This window comes from Acidovorax sp. WCS2018Noco2-16 (assembly GCF_031843945.1).
GTDB lineage: Bacteria > Pseudomonadota > Gammaproteobacteria > Burkholderiales > Burkholderiaceae_C > Paracidovorax.
Genome location: NZ_JAVTJJ010000001.1, coordinates 176831 through 194592, shown reverse-complemented (window position 1 = coordinate 194592; position 17762 = coordinate 176831). Strand labels below are relative to the sequence as shown.

Genomic DNA, 17762 nt, shown 5'->3' with positions numbered 1-17762 from the left:
CGGACACACGATGGACCGCATTCCCATTCTGCGCATGGGCCAGACCCTGCTGGTGACCATTCAGGTCGACATGCAGGACCAGACCGCCATGGCGCTGCAAGACGACTTGGCCGAGCGCATCGCCAAGACTGGCGCCAGCGGCGTGATGATCGACATCTCGGCGCTGGAGATCGTCGATTCCTTCGTGGGCCGCATGCTGGCCAGCATTTCGGGCATCGCCCGCATCCTGTCGGCCACCACGGTGGTGGTGGGCATGCAGCCGGCTGTTGCCATCACGCTGGTCGAACTGGGGCTTTCACTCGACGGCGTGAAGACCGCCCTGAACGTGGAGCGCGGCATGGCGCTTCTTCGCCGCAGCGAGGCGGAGGCCAGCGGTGTCCGCTGACCGCACCGGGACGCTGCCCCTCGAATCCGAGCAGCACATCGTCATCAGCCGACAGACGGTGCGCACCCTGTGCCAGTCGCTCAAGCTCTCTCTGGTGGATCAGACCAAGATGGTCACGGCCGCCAGCGAGCTGTCGCGCAACACCTTGATCCACGGCGGCGGTGGCCGCATGCGCTGGGAGCTGGTCGAAGCCGGCGCGCGCCAGGGGCTGCGCCTGCATTTCGAAGACGACGGCCCCGGCATTACCGATATCGGCATGGCCATGACCGACGGCTACACCTCCAAATCCGGCATGGGCCTGGGTCTGCCCGGCAGCAAGCGGCTGGTGAATGAATTTGCCATCGACTCCGCCCCCGGCAAGGGCACCTGCGTGAGCATTACCAAGTGGAAGTGATCACTGGCTGGACGCACCGCAGCATCCCCGTCACCGACGCCAGCTGCGTAGGCGAGGCGCGCCGCTACTGCGCGCAGTCCATCGCGGACTGGGGTTGGAGCGACGTGGACGCGGGGCGCCTGTCGCTCATCGTCACCGAACTCGGCTCCAACCTGACGCGGCACGCCCAGCAGGGCCAGCTGTGGATCGCCTTCAAGCCTGTGTGGCAAGAGGTGGAAGTGATCGCGCTGGACAAGGGCCCCGGCATGTCTGACGTGCAGCGATCGCTGACCGACGGCGTATCCACCGGTTCCGGCTCGCCCGGCACCGGCCTGGGCGCCGTGCGCCGCATGGCCAGCGACTTCGACGTGCATTCCACGCCTGCCGGCACGCTGGTGCTGGCACGCATTCGCCCCGCCGCCGCGGCGCAGTCGCCCATCACCAGACGGCTGGGTGCCGTGCAGCTGGCTGCCCCGGGCGAGACCGTATGCGGCGATGGATGGGCACTGGCCATCGACGGCGCGCACGACATTGCCTTGCTCGTCAGTGATGGGCTGGGTCACGGCCCTGACGCTGCAGCCGCATCGAACGCGGCCCTGGGGGCTTTCGCCAAGGAACCTTTCACCGCGTTGCCGACGCTGGTGCAAAAGCTGCACCAGAGCCTGCAGGGCACGCGCGGTGCCGCCATTTTCATGCTGCTCGCTATGCAGGGCGAAGCGCTGCAGTATGCCGGCGCCGGCAACATCCTAGGCCGCGTGATGTCGGGTGTGTTCGACAAGAGCATGCTCACTCCGCACGGCACGGCCGGGGTGCAGTTGCGCCGCGCCGAAGCCAGCAAGCAGGAATGGCCCCCCCACGCCCTGGCGCTGGTGCATACCGACGGAATCGCGTCTCGATGGCCCGCCGCGGCGCTGGCCTCACTGATGCCACGCGACCCTACCCTGCTGGCTGCGGCCCTGGCCTGGACTTACCTGCGCGGGCGCGACGACGCCACCGTGGTGGTGCTGAAACAAGAGGAGCCGGAGTGACCGACACCGATGTGAACGACCTGCACGAGCTGCGCGCCCAGTTAGCGCAAAGCCGTGCCGATGCCGACGCCCTGCGCGCCGAGCTGGAAGAAACCAACCGGGGCGTGGTTGCGCTGTATGCCGAACTTGACGAGCAGGCCTTGCAGCTGAAGCAGGCCACCGAGCTCAAGAGCCGGTTCCTGTCGTACATGAGCCATGAGTTCCGCACGCCCATTGGCGCCATCCGCAGCATCACGCGGCTGTTGATCGACCGGGTGGACGGCCCGCTGACCCATGAGCAGGAAGTGCAGGTGCGCTTCGTGCAGAGCACAGCCGAAGAATTCGCCGACATGGTGGACGACCTGCTGGACCTGGCCCGCATTGAGGCCGGAAGGCTGGAAATCTCGCCCGAATGGTTCGAGATGGTCGATCTTTTTTCCGCACTGCGCGGCATGTTCAAGCCGGTGCTCGACAACGACCGCCTGAACCTGGTGTTCGAAGAGGCCGAGGGGCTGCCGCGCCTGTACACCGATGACCGCAAGCTCTCGCAGATCCTGCGCAACTTCATCTCCAATGCGCTCAAGTTCACGCCGCAAGGCGAAGTGCGCGTGTCGGTGCGGCTGGAGGGCAGCGACCAAGTGCGCTTTGGCGTGACGGACACCGGTATCGGCATTGCCCCGGAACATCTGAACTCGCTGTTCAGCGACTTCTCGCAGGTAGGCTCGCCCATCCAGAAGCGGCTGCGCGGCTCGGGCCTGGGCCTGGCGCTGTCGCGGCAGCTTGCCACGCTGCTGGGCGGCACCGTCACAGTGACCAGCACGGTGGGACAGGGATCGGAATTCGCGGTAACGGTGCCCGTGCGCGTGGTGCCCGCCGACAGCGAAGCGGAACCCGCGCCTGCTGCCCACGGCCCCCAAGAAGGCGCGTGACGCCCACAGGAACTGAACGCATGCCGCTTTCTGGAATCATCGCTCCCACCATCGACCGCAGTCGGCATACCGTGCTGATCGTGGACGACAACCCGGCCACGCGCTACTCCACCACACGGGTCGTACGTGCTGCAGGCTTCCTCACCGAGGAGGCCGACAGCGGCGGCACAGCCATCGCCAAGGCTTCCGGCGGCGTGGCCGCCGTGGTGCTGGACGTGCACTTGCCCGACATGAGCGGTTTCGACGTCTGCCGTGCGCTGCGCGGTAACGCCCGTACCAGCCTGATTCCCATCGTTCACCTGTCGGCCGCCTACGTGCAAAGCGAACACCGCGTGGCCGGGCTGAACGCCGGCGCCGACGCATACATGGTGCATCCAGTCGAGCCGCCCTTGCTCATCGCCACGCTGCAGGCGCTGATCCGCGCACGCATGGCCGAAGACCGGCTGCGCAGCAGCCAGACCCGCTTCAGCGCCATCTACGACCACGCGCCGGTTGCCATGATGCTGATCGACGAGCGTGGCCAGTTCACCGACGTGAACCCCGCAGCCGCCGCCCTGTTTCAGCGCTCGCGCAACGCGCTTATCGGCACGGCGATCGCCGAGCTTGCCTCACCCGCCTGGCAAGAATTCGTGCGCGAGCGCACCACCGCACCCACAGCCAGCGCCTGGCATGGCGAGTTGCCCCTGCTGCGCGCCGACGGACAAGAGCTGCTGCTGGACTGGAGCATGTCCGACCACGTGGAGCCGGGTGTACGCATCGGCATCGCCAAGGACTTGTCAGAACGCATCGAATTCGAGCGCCGCCGCGAGGAAGTGCTGGAGCGCGAGCAAGCCGCCCGTGTGCTGGCCGAGCGCCACAGCCGCACCAAGGACGACTTCGTCGCCGTGCTGTCGCACGAGCTGCGCACGCCGCTGACGCTCATCACCGGCTGGGCGCACATGCTCAAGCGCCCGGGCGTCAGCGCCGACATGCTGGCGCGCGGCATCAGCGCCATCGAGCGCGGCGTGCAGGCGCAAAGCCGCATCATCTCGGACATCCTCGACGTGTCGCGCCTTGCATCGGGCAAGCTGCGCCTGCATCGCGAATGGGCCGACCCGGTGGAGCTGGCGCTAATCTCGCTGGACGCCGTGCGCGAAACAGCCGACGCCAAGAAGGTGTCTATCGTTCTGGAACGCCACAACGCGGGTACCCCCGCCTGGCTGGACGTCACGCGCTTTCAGCAGATCATCTGGAACCTGGTCACCAATTCCATCAAGTTTTCTGAAGCCGGCAGCACCGTGCGCATCGCCCTCGCGCGTGAAGGCGACGACCTCTCGGTGATCGTGCAGGACGAGGGCATGGGCATCGCCCCGGAGTTCTTGCCTCACCTCTTCGGGCGCTTTACCCAGAGCGGACCGCCCAACAACCGCACTCATGGTGGCTTGGGCCTGGGGTTGTCCATCGTCAAGCACCTGGTCGAGCTGCACGGCGGCTCCATCCAGGCGACCAGCGCAGGGCTGGGCCACGGCACCACCATGACCGCCCACCTGCATGTCGCCCCTGACGAGCAACTACTGACCGCAGGCACCGACCCCGCAGCGGTCCCGGAAAGCACCGCTGGCCCACGCCTCCAAGGCAAGGACATCCTGGTGGTGGAAGACAACGCCGACACCAGCGAGATGCTGGGCATCGTCCTCACCGACCAGGGCGCCCGCGTGCGCGCGGTGGACAACTACGACGCAGCGCTGCAAGAGATCGACCGCCAGTGGCCCGATTTGCTGGTGAGCGACATCGGCCTGCCGGGCAAGGACGGCTACCAGCTGATCGCCGCCATTCGGGAGCGGGAGTCGGCCGCTGGGCGTGCGCCGCGCCTGCGCTCGGTAGCGCTTACCGCCTTCGCCAGGCCGCAAGACCGGGCGCGCGCGCTGGCGGCGGGGTTCGATGCGCATCTGGGCAAACCGCTGCAGCCACATTTGCTGCTGCAATTGCTGGCCTGAGGGCGCGGCGGATGGTGCCGCGCGATGCCGGTCTGGAACAGGCGCCGGAGCAGGCGCTGGAGCCAAAGCGGGTCAATTTTAAGCATGAAATATGGCCTTAGCGCCCGTGTATAAAGCGCTGTTAGCTATAATATTTATAGCAAACAATACTGTCTGAAGTCGATGCCTAGCGATCAGCCAGGCGCTTCCAGCGATACGCAAACTGCCTGGGCGTGAGCCCGAGTGACAGTGCCGCCCGCGTCTGGTTTCCGCCGTGCAGGTGCATGGCCTGGCGCAGTTCGCTTTCGTCATGGGAGCTGCGCGACAGGTACTCCCGGACGAGTGGCATGCCGTGCATGCGAGGCGCCTGCGCAGGCACACTTTTTTCAACAGCGTCCGGCATCACTTTCTTGGCGTCGGGCAGCCAGTTTTCCAACTCCTTGCGGGACACCGTTGTCTGGTCGGTCAGCAGCACGGTTCGCTCGATGACATTTGCCAATTCCCGGATATTGCCCGGCCAGGCCTGCTGCTCCAGGGCTTCCAGCGCCTGCGCCGTGAAATGCACGTTGCGCTGGTTCTGCTGGTTGGTCTTGTTGAGAAAATGCATGGCCAGCGGACGTATGTCTTCCCGCCGCTCCGACAACGACGGCAGGCGGATGGGAATCACGTTCAAGCGATAAAACAAGTCCTGGCGAAAGTTCTTTTTCTCGACCTCGGTCGCCAGATCGCGATTCGTTGCCGCCACCACCCGGACGTTGATGAAGATCTCTCGCTGGCCGCCCAGGCGAATGATCGTGCCCTCCTGCAGGGTACGCAGCAGTTTGACCTGCATGGCCAGCGGCATTTCTCCGATCTCGTCGAGGAAGATGGTGCCCTGGTGAGCCTGCTCGAACCAACCGGCGCGGGAAGAAGACGCACCACTGAATGCGCCCTTCTCGTAGCCGAAGAGTTCAGACTCGAAAAGCGTCTCGGGAATGGCGGCGCAGTTCACCTTGATGAAGGGGCCATCATGACGGTCGCTGGCCAGGTGAAGCGCACGGGCGAACAGTTCCTTGCCCGTGCCCGATTCACCCAGCAGCAGCACGCTGGCCGTGGCTCGCGATACCCGCTCCAATTCCTGCAGCGCCCGCAACAAGACCGGCGATCGGCCGATGATGCCGTAGCGCGCCGTCGCAGATTCCAGCGCCCTGCTCAGCATTTCGTTCTGGCTCTCGAGCGCTTGTGTCTGCGCTGCCACCAATTGGCGCAATTGCAGAATCTGGCCTGCCAGCGTGGCCAGCAGCTTCATGACCGCGACGTCCTCGCTGATCGCACGATTGCGGCGACGGATGCGATGCGCAGCGAGCACACCGACCGTCTTGCGCCCAAGATCGATGGGCACCGCAATGAAGGCCACCGTCTCCTGAGGCAACTGGGCGCGCTCGACTGATCTGACGAGAAAACGGGTGTCAGCGTCGATGTCCTGCACGATGCTGGGCTGACCTGTGGCCAATACAGCGCCGGTAATGCCCTCCCCGGCGGCATAGGTGCCGCGAGCCATCTCGGCCTGGGTCAGACCGTAGGCATACCGGATGGAGGCGCCCTCTCCTGCATCGACCGGCCGCTCCATGCCGTCATCGAGCGCATTGGACAGAACGATCCGGCCACGATTGAGCCCGAGGAGCTCTGACATCAAGTGGAGCATTTCACGCAGCACCACATGCGGCGCAAGACTCTTTCCCACCAGGCGCATGACCTCGCCCAGCAGCAGCTGTTCCTGTTCGCGCCAGGTCGGCTCGTCTCGGTTGCTCGCGCCCGGTTGTACGGATAGAGGTACTTGTGCCATCTCGGGGTCAACGTCGGGGAGCAGGGCTGTGGATGCGGCCAGGAATGGCCCCAACCCAGGACGAAAGCAGGCTACCAGATATTGAGGGGAACCTTCAGATAACGCACCCCGTTCGCCTCGGGCTCGGGAAGCTCCCCAGCCTGGATGTTGACCTGGATGGCCGGCAAGATCAGTGCAGGCATCCCCAGCGTGGCGTCGCGCTTCTCACGCATGTCGACAAACTGCTGCTCGGAAATGGCATCCCGCAAATGGATATTGGCCAGTCGCTGCTCAGCCACTGTGGTTTTGAATGAAGGCATGCGACCGGCAGGTGGGTAGTCGTGGCAGAGCAGCAGAACGGTCTCGGGGGGCAGCGCCAGGATGCGCTGGACGGACTGGTAGAGGGTGTGCGCATTGCCGCCCGGAAAGTCGCAGCGGGCGCTGCCGACATCCGGCATGAAAAGGGTGTCGCCAACGAACGCCATCGAAGGGTGGCCATCGCTGCCGGCAACGACGTACGCGATATCTGCCGGCGTATGCCCTGGAACGTGCATCGCACGCAACTGCAGCGGGCCGACGGAGAAGGCTTCGTCCGCCTCGAAGAGATGCCCGAACTGCGAACCGTCGAGCGGAACGTTGGGCGCGAGGTGGAAAACTCTTTGAAATGCCTGCTGAACCTTGCGAATACCCGAGCCAATCGCAATGGTGCCGCCCAGGATGCCCTGGATGTAAGGCGCGGCGGACAGATGGTCTGCGTGCGCGTGGGTTTCCAGCAACCACCGCAACCTGAGTCGGTGCTCGCGAACGAAGGCGATGACGGCATCAGCTGAACGGGTGTGGGTTCTGGCTGCACTGGGGTCGAAGTCCAGCACCGAGTCGATGATCGCGCATTCGCTGTCTGCGCCCGTGTGCAGCACATAGGTGAAGGTCGAAGTCACGGTGTCGAAAAAAGACTCGACGAGAGGTGTGGCAGACAGGGTCATAAGGCACGCAAAAATCAATGCATCCAGGTTCGGTAGAGCAGCGCCAGGGCCACAAAAACAGACAGAACAGCAAATCCCGCCTGGAGAATTTCGCTGCGAATGCTGACGGAGAAATGCCGTCCCGCCAGCATTCCAGCCATCGCGGACGCGACGAATGCCACGCCTTCCGTCCCCATTCTTGCACCGGCCTGCAGGGCGCTGACCGTGGCGCCCAGCGATACGAGCGCGATGACCAGCAGCGAGGTGGCGACGATGGCCTGCATGCCGACATCGGTCCACTGGCGAAAAGCGGGAACGATGAGAAAACCGCCGCCCACGCCCAGCATCCCGGTCAGCAGGCCGGCGCATCCGCCGATGCAAGACAGCGTCACCGCGCATCGTGATGTCCAGCGAAACCGCCCCGAGCTGCGATCGATGACGCAACGCTTGCCCGCGGTCGGCAGCACCAGCGCTGGCGAACTTTCGGCGACATGCGCGCCCGTCGCGGCCTGCCTCAAGAGGCGTGCGGCGACCAGGAGCATGGCCAGGGCAAACAGCGTCATGAGCACCGTCTGCGGCAGCGCATGGGCGGCCTTCACCCCCAGCGGAGAAAAGCAGATGCCCAGCGACGCCATCAACAAGGCAGCCCGCCAGCGGACAAGGCCCCGGCGAAGCCCGCCGCAGGCGCCCAGACCGGCCGACAGTCCCACGGCCAGCAAGGCCACCGGCGTTGCCGCCTGCGGCTGCCAGCCCAAGCCGAGCACCAGGGCGGGCACAGCCAGAATGCCCCCGCCTGCGCCCGTGAGCCCGAGGATGAGCCCCACCGTGGCGCCGTAGGCCGCTGCAAGCATCACGGGGCGTCCGACGTCAGTCTCAGTACTGCTTGTAGGGCAAGAACTTGCCGCTCATGACGATGCGCACGCGGTCACCGTTGGGGTCGTTCTCGCGTTGCAGGTCCATCTTGAAGTCGATCGCGCTCATGATGCCGTCGCCGAACTCCTCGTGGATCAGGGCCTTGAAGGTGGTGCCGTAGACGTTCACCATTTCATAGAAGCGGTAGATGAGCGGGTCGGTTGGCACCGAGGTGGGCAGCGATCCCTTGTAGGGTGTCACGGTCAGCCACTTGGCGTCTTCTTCGCTCAGATCGAATATCTCGGCCAGGATGGCTGCCTGAGGCTTGCTCAGGGTCATCTGGCCCAGGCAGGCGGACGTCACCCACTCTTTGCTGAGGCCGACTTTGGCGGCGACCTCCGACCACTTCAGCTCCTTGGACACTTTGGCGGCAATGATTTTTTCGGTGACTTCGAGACGGCTCATGGGTTCTCCTGTAGTTAAGGTGTGGAAATTCAAAAATTCAGACGACGCGTTGCAACTGAAACGGCGTCACTTGATGGGGTTCTTCGGCGGGAGCTTGCGGCGCCACAGCAGCGTCCATGCCAGGCCGCACGAACACAGGCTTGGCAGGCGCCCGGCCGTTCGACAGGTCCTTGGAACGGGCCACCAGGAAATCCACCAAGTGGTTGCGAATCCGGTAGTACTGGGGGTCGTGATGCAGCGTGGCGCGCTGGCGATCCTGCGGCATGGTGTTGACCACGATTTCAGCGATCCGGGCCTGCGGGCCGTTGCTCATCAGCAAGATCTTGTCGGCCAGCAGAATCGCTTCATCCACGTCGTGCGTGATCATGAACACGGTCTGGTTGGTTTCCCGGCAGATGCGCAGCAACTCGTCCTGGATGGTGCCGCGTGTCAAGGCATCGAGGGCGCCGAAGGGCTCGTCCAGCAGCAGCATCTTGGGCTGGATGGCAAAGGCCCGGGCAATGCCCACGCGCTGCTTCATGCCGCCTGACAAGGCAGAAGGCGTCTTGTCGATGGCATGGTTCAAGCCCACCAGCTCCACGTACTTTTCCACGTGCTCATTGACCTGCGCGGCGCTCCATTGCGGCCACTTGCTGCGCACCGCGAACGCAATGTTCTTGCGCACCGTCAGCCAGGGCATCAGCGCGTGGCCTTGGAAGACCACGCCGCGCTCCAGACTGGGGCCCGAGATTTCGCGGCCGTTCATGATGACCACTCCACCGCTCGCCACTTCGAGGCCCGCCAGCACGTTCAGGATGGTGGTCTTGCCGCAGCCGGAGTGGCCGATGATGCAGGCGAACTCGCCCTTGGCCAGGTCGAAGTTCACGCTGTCGAAGACCGGTTCTGCGCCAGCGACGTAGGACTTGGTCAGCCCTTCGACCTTCAGAAAAGCCTCCGCACTGCCCGTATTTCTTTTTTCAGTCTGCATAGGTCACCGCCTTTTGCGCTTTGGCAAACACCATGTCCAGGGCCATGCCCACCAGACCGATGGCGAGAATCGCGAAGATCACGTTGGTGAGCGAAAGGTTGTTCCACTCGTTCCAGACGAAGTAGCCGATGCCGGTGCCGCCCACCAGCATCTCCGCGGCGACGATGACCAGCCAGGCAATGCCCATGCTGATGCGCATGCCGGTGAGAATGGTCGGGGCTGCCGCGGGCAGGATGACCTGGAGTGCCTTGCGCACAGGCCGCACCTCCAGGGTTCTGGCCACGTTCAGCCATTCGCGCCGTACCCCTGCGACACCGAAGGCGGTATTGGTCAGCATGGGCCAGATGGAGCAGATGAAAATCACGAAGATGCCCGATATGGATGAGTCCTTGATGGTGTAGAGCGCTATGGGCATCCAGGCCAGCGGCGAAATCGGTTTGAGCACCTGGATGAAAGGATCCAGCGCTCGATACGCCAGCGGACTCATGCCGATGAGAAACCCCATCGGAACGGCGAACAAGGCCGCCAGTCCAAAGCCCAGCGCGACCCGGCCCAGCGAATAGGCGATCTGAATGCCGACGCCCTTGTCGTTCGGGCCGTTGTCGTAGAAGGGACTGGCCAGATGCTTGGCAATGGTCGATCCCATGTCGGCCAAGGTCGGGAAAGACGACTTGGCGTCCGCGCTGCTTGTCCTGGCGGGATCCTTGCCCATCAGCTTGGCATATTCCAGCTGCTCCGCAGTCAGCGTGGGCTGAACGGTTTTGGTGGGCAGCGTGGCGACATGCCATATGGTGAGAAGAACCGCGAGCAGCAGGGCTGACAAGAGGCCTGCCCTAAGTCGGAGTGTTTTGGAGGGCGTCATCGCTCAGACCTTCTTGATGGCAAAACTGTCCGCGTAGGCCCGGGCCTTGGCAGGGTCGAAGGTCTTGCCCATGATTTCGTATTTGGGATACGCACTGCCATCCGAGAACGGCTGACCCAGCTCGCGCATCGTCTTTTTTGCATCGGTCAGAAGAAACACCTTCTCTGCGATCTGCTTGTAGTCGACCTCGCCTTTGATGTAGCCCCACCGCTTCATCTGCGTCAGCATCCAGACGGCCATGCCTTGCCACGGCATGGGATCGAAGTCGACCCGGGCCGGCACGTTGACGATGTTGCCCAGGCCGTCGGCGAACTTGCCCGTCAACACCTGCCTGACGACCGCTTCCGGCTGGTTGAGGTAGGCCTGCGGCGCTATCACCTTGGCGATCAGCTCACGGTTGTTGGCGTCCCGCGCCATGGCAGCCGCCGTCAGCACGGCGCGGTACAGCGCAGCGAATGTGTTCGGGTTTTTCTGGATGAATTCGGCCGAGGTGCCGAATGCGCAGCAAGGGTGGCCATTCCAGATGTCGCGGGTCAGGATGTGGATGAAACCGACCTCCTCCACGACGGCGCGCTGGTTGAAAGGATCCGGCCCCAGAAAGCCGTCGATGTTGCCGGCACGCAGGTTGGCCACCATCTCTGCCGGCGGAACCACCCGCAACTGCACGTCACGGTCCGGGTCCAGGCCTGCCTCGGCCAGGTAGTACCGCAGCAGGAAGTTGTGCATGGAGTACTCGAAAGGAATGGCGAATTTGAAGCCCTTCCAGTTCTTCGGATCCCGATTGTTTTTGTGCTTGATGGCCAGCGTGATGGCCTGGCCGTTCACGTTCTGAATGGTGGCGACCTCCATGGCCTGAGCGTTCGAGCCCAGGCCCATGGTGATGGCCAGCGGCATCGGCGACAGGAAATGCGAGGCGTCGTACTCGCGGTTGAGCATCTTGTCTCGCACCAGCGCCCAGCCGGCGGTCTTGACCAGTGAGACATCCAGGCCCTGCTTGCTGTAGAAGCCCAGGGGCTCCGCCATGATGAGCGGGGTGGCGCAAGTGATCGGTATGAAGCCGATCTTCAAGCTCTTCTTTTCAATCGCGCCGCGCTCCTGGGCCATGGCCTGCAGGCTGGCGACGGGCAGCACGCTGGAGATGGCGGCCATGGCAGTCCCTTTGCCGACCGCCCGCAGGAAGCGACGGCGGACCTCGTCCTGCGGGAAGATGGCCTTCACGAGGGTGGCCTCGATGTACTGGTTCGAGTAGTCCTCGAACTCGGCCGTCTGGCTGCGGCGGATAAGTTCCTTGGTAGCGGAGGCAGCGCTGTCGGCTTCATGCTCGTGCTGCGACGAGTGGCGTCCACACGCGCAATTCATCATGAGCGGTTTGTCGGCGTCGTACGGGTCGAAGTAGCTCATAAGGTCTTTCGGCAAGGGTGGGCGAAATGGAATGGGTCGAAACGTCAGACGGTGAAGCCGCGAGAGGCTGTCTTCACCCGGATCACTGGCCGGACATGGGCATAGGCAATGGGCTCGCTGCCCGTCAGATGGGCTGCGATGACCTTGGCCTGCCGGCCAATCGGCTCGATGTAGCGCATCGCCTGTCCATCGATGCTGATGCAGTCGCCCAGGGCATGGATATTGGGAACGCTGGTACGCAAATCCTGTGCCTGCACCGCAATACCGTTGTTCCACTGCAGCCCAGCACTCTGGGCCAGGCGAGTCGGCGTCTGCAGACCGGTGGCCGACAGCACATGGTCGGCCAGGTAGGCCCCACCGCCCTCGGTGACCACCGTCAATTGGTGGTCTTGCTTCGTGACCGACTTGACCTTCGTGCCACCGACGAACTCGATGGACAGTGGCGCCCATGCCTCAAGCAGTTCCTGCGAGGCACTCGCTGGCAGCAGGTTGGCGAGCGGTCGATCCGCAACGTCGAGCAGCACGATGTGGTGCCCGGCCATCGCCAGGTCGTTGGCCAGCTCGGAGCCCACCAGTCCGGCGCCGGCGACCACGATGCGTTGAGGCTGGTTCGACGCAGCAATGGCCTCCCGGAACCGGGCGTAGCACCGCAGGTCGTTGATAGCCCAGCAGAGGCTCGAAGGCAAGGCCGCATCCGTTCTGGGCGACGCACCATGAGCGAGCACCAGGTGCCTGTATTTGATGGTGCCTCGCGTGGTGCGTAGCGCGTTCACGCCGGAGCACACGCTGATCGCATGGGTGTGCGCCAGCAAGCGCACCTTCATGCGTTCGGCGGCTTCTTGCCCCGTTTCCTTGATCAGCGCGGGCAGGCCAATGGCCTTGGCCAATGCCACGGACAACAAGGGCTTGTCATAGACATCACCGCTGCAGTCGGTGACCAAGGTGATCGGTACACAGGCGTCCTGCTCGCGCACGGCACGTGCCATCTGCCAGCCTGCGGTGCCGGCCCCGACGATGACGATGCCTGCATCATTGCGACTGCCCGCGACTGCACTGGGCGAAGCACGGTGCTCGGTGATCGCCATCACCACATAGATTTCGAAATCGGATTTCGTGACACCGCACAGCGGGCACTCCCAGTCATCGGGAATGTCTTCAAAGCGCGTTCCCGGCGCGAGCCCGCTGTCGGGATCGCCCTGGGCCTCGTCGTAGACCAGGCCGCAGGCGCGGCAGATGTACTGCCGGAACGCCAGCGTGCATTCGTCCAGCGGCTCCGGTGCCGTCAGGCCGAGGGCGCTCATGACGGCGTCACCGGGTTGCTGAGCTTGGCCATCTCGCGGCGAAGATGCTTGAGCGCAGGGGTCACGATCGCGACGAAATGGGACTCGCGGACACGGCGCTGCACCGAAGACGACAGCAAATAGCCGCGGGCCCCCTGATGCAGCAGGGCCGACTGCGCCGAGCGCAGCGCCAGTTCCGAGGCATGCGCCCGGACGTCCAGAACGTCCAGCAAAGACACCTTGTCTCCCGCCTCGATCTGCCGGGCCAGGGCGAAGGTGCGCTCCGTCAGCGCGTCCAGCTCGGCCTGCAGGTCTGCCGGGCGCTCATCCAGAAACTGATTGACATGGCCCAATTGCTGCTCGACGTCCCACATCGTTCCAATGGCCCCTTGCGTGACCCCCAGACCCATGCCAACCTGCAGCAGAATGAAACTCGCGCGTACCTTCTCAAGGAAGGGCCGCACCGGGTCTGCGATCACGCGATCTGCACTGACAAAGAAGTCGCAAAAACGCACGCCCCACGTTCCCGTGCCTTCCATGCCTGCAAACGAGGGGCACTCGCGCAGTTCAATGGCGCTGTCGTCGCATGGCACCATGAACATGATTTCGTGGGTTGGACCGTCAGGATCGACTACGGTGGCGGCACCGCCGAAGTAGTGACCGCGCCCGAGGTTGCTGACCCATGGGAGGGTTCCGTTCACGACGTAGCCCCCCGCCACCTTCTCAGCCTTGAGGAGCATCTGCTCGATGCCCGTCATGGCTTTCATGGGATTGCTCAGGGCGGTGCCGCCCAGGGAGTCGCCGCTGACGTGGCGCTCAAGGGCCTCGCCCGACAGCGCGGGATTGCCGCTTTGCTCCATGTAGAGCGTGCAGGCCGCCTGGCACCACATCATGAATCCGGTCGCCCCGCAAACGCGCGAGACTTCGGAGATGGCCTGAATGGCGGCAACGAAATCAGGCTTGCCGTCGAGTGACGTCTGCGCCCGGTAGGCACCCGCCTTGCCCAGGGCCCGCATGACGGCCTCCGGATAGGTGCCGACCCGGTCGATCTCCTCGACCATCGCCGCCAGGGGGCCATTCGCGATCATGCGAACGGCATCCAGCATCGCTGCACGGCTTTCGCCGATGGGGGTTTCCGTGTCCGTCTCGGGCATCTGAAGTACCGCTGACATGGTGTGATCCTGACTCGCTCGTTACGCGAGATCGATAGCGAAGGCGATCGGATTGCGCATCGTGTTGGCAACAGGCGAATACATGTTTGCGTGTTGAACGATTTCGTCCAGAACTTCGCGCGGCGCATCACCTTCGATGACCACCTTCACACGGATGTCCTGGAACCCCATCTCCAGCGGCTGCTTGGGCGCGCCACCCGCACCCCAGGCGGCCGGATTGCCAATATCGCCTTCCAGAAATATTTCCAACTTGGACAACTTCACGTTGCGGTGCGTGGCAACGGCCGTGATGCCGACGCACAGGCAACCACCGAGGCCGGACAGCACGATTTCGCCAGGTGCTGGCGCGGTGTCTTGACCGAACAAGTGAGGCGGCTCGTCAACGACGACCGGCGTGTGGTCGCCGACGTAGCTCAGCGTACGGAACTTGCCATCCACCACCGTGTGGACTTTGTTCGTGCCCCTGGAGCCCGGATTGTTGCGACCCTTCTCCGCAAAGGCTTCCAGGCCCGCACGATCTATGCTGCGGAGATAGGTCTTGACAGTGGACTGCGCCGCTTCGGCAGCACGTTCAGTGGTGGTAATGGTCATTGGTGATTCCATGGGTTGCAAGGTTGAACCCTAGTTAAGCAATCACCGTGCCATATCTATCAAAATTCCTAACCTCCTGTTTTTAAAAGATTTTTTCCCTTTATCGATGTCTACACAACTCTTAGTCAATGCGCATCGACAAATTGTCTTCAGTAAATGTAGACAATTTGTCATGTCTTATACGGCACATTCTGTGGGCTCGTTATCGCGCGCGCTTGTTGAAACCCAGGTGTTGTGGGGAGGCGCTTGAATCGGTAAGTCGATGCACAGGCTCCTCGGTGCACGGGGCGGTGAGCAGAGACCGTGGCCGAAGGTTCGGCGTGCAACCAGGGCGGCAGCTACGACAGCACCTTGGCCGAGCCATCGGGTGGTTCTACGAAACCGCGTTGATCCCACCCCGAGGTGCCATGAGAGACCAATGAGGCAGCGGAACTGCGACGAGCAAAAGGACTGTGGTTCAACCGCGGCATGATCCCATGCGCTTCCACGTCACCCATGGCGATTCGATCCGGCGCCAAATTCACAGCGGCGCCCCGCGGACTGGCCATTGAAAACGTTCCATGAGCTTTCGCCGGATCTTCAACGCCGACAGCACACCCAATGGGCGGGCTGTCGGCGGCTGGGATGATGCGGGTGGAGATAGCTTGAAACGGATGCCTGTTAGAACCTCAGCTTTTCGCCATCGTTGGGCACAAGGGCGCGCTGTTTGTCCATGCCGTTTTGATTGATGAAGTCGCGCAGTTCGGTGCGAGACAGCGTGGCGTGGTTCACCGCTTCCATGTGAATGGCAACCAGCTTCGCCTGAGGCGCGAATTTGTAGGCGCGCAACATGTCTTGCTTGCCCATGATGATGGAGCCTTCAAACCCGATCACCTGTGCGTAGCCCGTGTTGAGGATCACCACATCAGGCTTGAACTGCGTGAGGGCTTGCTCGACCTCGGGCCGCCAAATGGTGTCTCCGACCACATAGGTCGTTGCATAGCCGGTGCGTTGAAACACGACACCCATCGCCTCACCCAGCAACTGCCCCAGTGAGGGTACGGCGTACATGGCGTCGGTGCCATGCTGGCCGCCTGTCTTGTACAGCCGCGTGCCATTGAATTCGGTGCCTGCTTCGGTGAGCACGCGCACATTGGTGAAGCCATCCTTGCGCACGGCAGCCGCATCTTTCTCGTCCTGCGTGAAGATGGGCATGCTGGATGGCACCAGCTTCTTGGCGGCCGCGTCCCAATGATCGTCATGCAAGTGCGTCAGGATCACGGCATCGGCCTTGAGCACCTCATTGACAGGCACTGGCAGATCAATCAAAGGATTGCGCAGTTCGCTGCGGGCAGTCCCCGGAAAGCCACTGTATGCACCCCTGGGCGCGAGCATGGGATCCACCAGAAAGTGGGCGCCTGCGTAGTTCAGCTTGATGGTCGCGTTGCGAACCAGCTGAAAATCCACGGCACTCGTCGACGCCGATGCCTTGTCGGTGCCGGAACTCATGGGATGCACGCCTGAGCACGCAGCAAGCGCTGCAATGCTGGTGACGGCGAAAACATTTCTGAATACTTGAATTGGGTTCATGAATCGATCTTTCTGATGGAATGCAATGTCAACGGCCACGAAGGATGTGCTTCAGAGCCTCGCTCCCGCAGAGATGCCGGAGATAGGGATCAATGAAGCACGGACGCCCCATTGTTCCGTGGTGCAGCCCATCCGGCTATTGGCTCAAATTCCATTTATGGAAAGATTCCGGCCAATTGCAACACTCCACCATTCGTCAATCGACTTTTGCAGATTCAGCGACCTCACTGGGCAAGCGCGATGCCGCGCGCGTCAGTGCCTCTGCAAACGCGAGCGCCGCCGCCCTGGGCTCTGTGCCCCGTTTTGAGATCAGGTACAGATCGAGGTGCGCCAAGGGCTCCTGCAACATGGCCACCCCCAGGCCTTGGCGTCGGCACTCCTCAATCGCGAACGAGGGGATGATGGCGTGACCTCTGCCGGCCCGCACCATGCCGATGATGGTGCCCAGCAGATTCATGCGCGAGCGTTCCTCATGGGGGCGACCCAAGCGGGACAGATGCTTTTCGATCACGACCTGGATCGGATTGTCCGAGGGCAGGCTGACCAGGGGCCAACCTGCGACGCTGCTCCAGGGCAGGCTTTCCACGCGGCCTGGGGTCTGCGTGTCAGGCGGGCTGATGCACATGAGCTGGAACTTGCAAAGCGGCTGACGCGACAGCCCTACGGCCGGTTTGACGAAGAAGCCGAAGCCGATATCCACCTCTCCCTCCAGTACCTTCTGGCGCACGGTGCCGATATCCGCATCGATCAGATGCACGTGCACTTCGGGATGGCTCTCGGCAAAGTTGCGCACCACGTCGGGCAGCAGGCTGGCCGAAATCATGGGCGTGGCAGCTACCAGCAAGCGAGAGCGCACGGCCGCCTCGCTGCCATCAAGCACCGCACCGAGCGCCTGCAACTCGCCCACTACGCGCTCCGCGACCGGCTGTAGCCGCCGACCCGCGTCGGTCAGCGTCAGCGATCGCGTCGTTCGGTTGAACAGGCGGGCTCCGACCTGGTCCTCCAGCTCCTTGATCAGCATGCTCATGCCGGAGGCTGACAGGTGCACTTGCTCTGCCGCACGGGCAAAGCTGTGCAGACGCGTCACTTCTAAGAAGGCATAGAGCTGGCGACTGCTCACATTCATCAGCTTTGTTGATGAATTCATCAGAATTTTCCGTTTGATCAATGTCAAGACTGTCGCTGTAA

17 protein-coding genes are annotated in these 17762 nt (G+C 63.2%); 5 read left to right on the top strand and 12 right to left on the bottom strand.

All coding sequences use genetic code 11. The features are described from left to right. Positions 1 to 10 precede the first annotated feature (10 nt). The 5 genes from RQI28_RS00880 to RQI28_RS00860 are packed head-to-tail and all read left to right on the top strand — an operon-like array spanning position 11 to position 4670. Complete coding sequence (locus RQI28_RS00880) at positions 11 to 385, top strand: STAS domain-containing protein (protein ID WP_311220716.1); 375 nt, start codon at positions 11 to 13, stop codon at positions 383 to 385. Next, complete coding sequence (locus RQI28_RS00875) at positions 375 to 779, top strand: anti-sigma regulatory factor (protein WP_311220715.1); 405 nt, start codon at positions 375 to 377, stop codon at positions 777 to 779. The genes RQI28_RS00880 and RQI28_RS00875 overlap by 11 nt, the downstream gene beginning before the upstream one ends. After that, positions 770 to 1786 (top strand): ATP-binding protein, encoded by a 1017-nt coding sequence (locus RQI28_RS00870; RefSeq protein ID WP_311220714.1) that lies wholly within the window; start codon positions 770 to 772, stop codon positions 1784 to 1786. The genes RQI28_RS00875 and RQI28_RS00870 overlap by 10 nt, the downstream gene beginning before the upstream one ends. After that, on the top strand, positions 1783 to 2694 hold the full coding sequence (locus RQI28_RS00865) for a sensor histidine kinase (protein WP_404976849.1): 912 nt from the start codon (positions 1783 to 1785) through the stop codon (positions 2692 to 2694). Before RQI28_RS00870 ends, RQI28_RS00865 begins: the two co-directional genes overlap by 4 nt. Before the next feature lie 20 nt (positions 2695 to 2714). Next, positions 2715 to 4670 (top strand): response regulator, encoded by a 1956-nt coding sequence (locus RQI28_RS00860; RefSeq protein WP_311220713.1) that lies wholly within the window; start codon positions 2715 to 2717, stop codon positions 4668 to 4670. Between the two features lie 166 nt (positions 4671 to 4836). On the opposite strand, the gene RQI28_RS00855 is transcribed toward RQI28_RS00860, so the two are convergent. From RQI28_RS00855 to RQI28_RS00800, 12 genes are all read right to left on the bottom strand, one after another. After that, complete coding sequence (locus RQI28_RS00855) at positions 4837 to 6474, bottom strand: sigma 54-interacting transcriptional regulator (RefSeq protein WP_311220711.1); 1638 nt, start codon at positions 6472 to 6474, stop codon at positions 4837 to 4839. 71 nt (positions 6475 to 6545) lie between these two features. Then, positions 6546 to 7436, bottom strand: coding sequence for an MBL fold metallo-hydrolase (locus RQI28_RS00850; RefSeq protein WP_311220710.1), 891 nt, complete (start codon positions 7434 to 7436; stop codon positions 6546 to 6548). Between the two features lie 14 nt (positions 7437 to 7450). Continuing rightward, entirely contained in the window at positions 7451 to 8269 is an 819-nt protein-coding gene (locus tag RQI28_RS00845; protein ID WP_311220709.1) for a sulfite exporter TauE/SafE family protein, read from the bottom strand. A gap of 19 nt (positions 8270 to 8288) precedes the next feature. Next, positions 8289 to 8732, bottom strand: coding sequence for a cyanase (gene cynS, locus RQI28_RS00840; protein ID WP_311220708.1), 444 nt, complete (start codon positions 8730 to 8732; stop codon positions 8289 to 8291). Positions 8733 to 8769: 37 nt separating this feature from the next. Next, positions 8770 to 9699, bottom strand: a complete 930-nt coding sequence (locus RQI28_RS00835; protein WP_311220707.1) for an ABC transporter ATP-binding protein — start codon at positions 9697 to 9699, stop codon at positions 8770 to 8772. Further along, complete coding sequence (gene ntrB / locus RQI28_RS00830; RefSeq protein WP_311220706.1) at positions 9689 to 10561, bottom strand: nitrate ABC transporter permease; 873 nt, start codon at positions 10559 to 10561, stop codon at positions 9689 to 9691. Before ntrB ends, RQI28_RS00835 begins: the two co-directional genes overlap by 11 nt. Before the next feature lie 3 nt (positions 10562 to 10564). Beyond that, on the bottom strand, positions 10565 to 11962 hold the full coding sequence (locus RQI28_RS00825) for a CmpA/NrtA family ABC transporter substrate-binding protein (protein ID WP_311221529.1): 1398 nt from the start codon (positions 11960 to 11962) through the stop codon (positions 10565 to 10567). 44 nt (positions 11963 to 12006) lie between these two features. Beyond that, positions 12007 to 13263: an FAD-dependent oxidoreductase gene (locus RQI28_RS00820; protein ID WP_311220705.1), complete on the bottom strand. Its 1257-nt coding sequence runs from the start codon at positions 13261 to 13263 to the stop codon at positions 12007 to 12009. Next, a complete protein-coding gene (locus RQI28_RS00815; protein WP_311220704.1) occupies positions 13260 to 14414 on the bottom strand; it encodes an acyl-CoA dehydrogenase family protein in 1155 nt (384 codons plus the stop codon). The genes RQI28_RS00820 and RQI28_RS00815 overlap by 4 nt, the downstream gene beginning before the upstream one ends. A gap of 21 nt (positions 14415 to 14435) precedes the next feature. Beyond that, positions 14436 to 15005, bottom strand: coding sequence for an OsmC family protein (locus tag RQI28_RS00810; protein WP_311220703.1), 570 nt, complete (start codon positions 15003 to 15005; stop codon positions 14436 to 14438). A 660-nt stretch (positions 15006 to 15665) separates the two neighbouring features. Then, positions 15666 to 16493: an MBL fold metallo-hydrolase gene (locus RQI28_RS00805; RefSeq protein WP_311220702.1), complete on the bottom strand. Its 828-nt coding sequence runs from the start codon at positions 16491 to 16493 to the stop codon at positions 15666 to 15668. A gap of 277 nt (positions 16494 to 16770) precedes the next feature. Next, positions 16771 to 17748: a LysR family transcriptional regulator gene (locus tag RQI28_RS00800; protein ID WP_311220701.1), complete on the bottom strand. Its 978-nt coding sequence runs from the start codon at positions 17746 to 17748 to the stop codon at positions 16771 to 16773. Between the last annotated feature and the right edge of the window lie 14 nt (positions 17749 to 17762).

Bases quoted from the DNA above. Each gene is read 5' to 3' on its own strand.
- RQI28_RS00880 (WP_311220716.1), top strand. From the start codon at position 11: ATGGACCGCATTCCCATTCTGCGCATGGGCCAGACCCTGCTGGTGACC.
- RQI28_RS00860 (WP_311220713.1), top strand. From the start codon at position 2,715: ATGCCGCTTTCTGGAATCATCGCTCCCACCATCGACCGCAGTCGGCAT.
- RQI28_RS00855 (WP_311220711.1), bottom strand. From the start codon at position 6,474: ATGGCACAAGTACCTCTATCCGTACAACCGGGCGCGAGCAACCGAGAC.
- RQI28_RS00850 (WP_311220710.1), bottom strand. From the start codon at position 7,436: ATGACCCTGTCTGCCACACCTCTCGTCGAGTCTTTTTTCGACACCGTG.
- cynS (WP_311220708.1), bottom strand. From the start codon at position 8,732: ATGAGCCGTCTCGAAGTCACCGAAAAAATCATTGCCGCCAAAGTGTCC.
- RQI28_RS00835 (WP_311220707.1), bottom strand. From the start codon at position 9,699: ATGCAGACTGAAAAAAGAAATACGGGCAGTGCGGAGGCTTTTCTGAAG.
- ntrB (WP_311220706.1), bottom strand. From the start codon at position 10,561: ATGACGCCCTCCAAAACACTCCGACTTAGGGCAGGCCTCTTGTCAGCC.
- RQI28_RS00825 (WP_311221529.1), bottom strand. From the start codon at position 11,962: ATGAGCTACTTCGACCCGTACGACGCCGACAAACCGCTCATGATGAAT.
- RQI28_RS00820 (WP_311220705.1), bottom strand. From the start codon at position 13,263: ATGAGCGCCCTCGGCCTGACGGCACCGGAGCCGCTGGACGAATGCACG.
- RQI28_RS00815 (WP_311220704.1), bottom strand. From the start codon at position 14,414: ATGTCAGCGGTACTTCAGATGCCCGAGACGGACACGGAAACCCCCATC.
- RQI28_RS00810 (WP_311220703.1), bottom strand. From the start codon at position 15,005: ATGACCATTACCACCACTGAACGTGCTGCCGAAGCGGCGCAGTCCACT.
- RQI28_RS00805 (WP_311220702.1), bottom strand. From the start codon at position 16,493: ATGAGTTCCGGCACCGACAAGGCATCGGCGTCGACGAGTGCCGTGGAT.